The following is a 1235-nucleotide window of genomic DNA, read 5'->3' on the forward strand; positions in this document are numbered from 1 at the left end:
CTAGAAGCTTTTCTTGACAGTGTGACATCACTTTCTTCGCTACTTTATTCGCTCCCCATCACAACTCGTTCTTATACAATCAAGCATTTGACTCGATTGAAAACTTGTTGCTTGGACGTGCATATCCAACAGCACGCATCGTTAGCCTCCTGTGTCCCTCCATTGCTCAAACACACTTAACTAGTACAGGAATCTCAACCTGTTATCCATCGACTACGCCTCTCGGCCTCGCCTTAGGTCCCGACTAACCCTGGGAGGACGAGCCTTCCCCAGGAAACCTTAGTCATTCGGTGGATGGGATTCTCACCCATCTTTCGCTACTCATACCGGCATTCTCACTTCTAAGCGCTCCACCAGTCCTTACGATCTGGCTTCGTTGCCCTTAGAACGCTCTCCTACCACGCGACCTTATGGTCGCATCCACAATTTCGGTAATGTGTTTAGCCCCGTTACATTTTCGGCGCAGGATCACTCGACTAGTGAGCTATTACGCACTCTTTAAATGGTGGCTGCTTCTGAGCCAACATCCTAGTTGTCTGTGCAATCCCACATCCTTTTCCACTTAACACATATTTAGGGACCTTAATTGGTGGTCTGGGCTGTTTCCCTTTCGACTACGGATCTTATCACTCGCAGTCTGACTCCCGGACATAAATCAGTGGCATTCGGAGTTTATCTGAATTCAGTAACCCTAGATGGGCCCCTAGTCCAAACAGTGCTCTACCTCCACGATTCTTAATTCCGAGGCTAGCCCTAAAGCTATTTCGGAGAGAACCAGCTATCTCCAAGTTCGATTGGAATTTCACCTCTATCCACACCTCATCCCAGCACTTTTCAACGTACACGGGTTCGGTCCTCCAGTGTGTTTTACCACACCTTCAACCTGGACATGGATAGGTCACCTGGTTTCGGGTCTACGTCCACATACTATTTCGCCCTATTCAGACTCGCTTTCGCTTCGGCTCCGGCCTTTCCGCCTTAACCTCGCATGTAAACGTAACTCGCCGGTTCATTCTACAAAAGGCACGCCATCACCCATTAACGGGCTCTGACTACTTGTAGGCACATGGTTTCAGGTACTATTTCACTCCCCTCCCGGGGTGCTTTTCACCTTTCCCTCACGGTACTGGTTCACTATCGGTCACTAGAGAGTATTTAGCCTTGGGAGATGGTCCTCCCAGATTCCGACGGAATTTCTCGTGTTCCGCCGTACTCAGGATACTGATATGGGGAAA

1 rRNA gene is annotated in these 1235 nt (G+C 49.1%); it reads right to left on the reverse strand.

From position 1 onward, the window contains the following. Positions 1-1235: ribosomal RNA gene (locus G540_RS0100475) — 23S ribosomal RNA — on the reverse strand; the annotation flags it as partial.

Origin of the sequence: Ligilactobacillus ceti DSM 22408, assembly GCF_000423245.1 — a bacterium.
GTDB lineage: Bacteria > Bacillota > Bacilli > Lactobacillales > Lactobacillaceae > Ligilactobacillus > Ligilactobacillus ceti.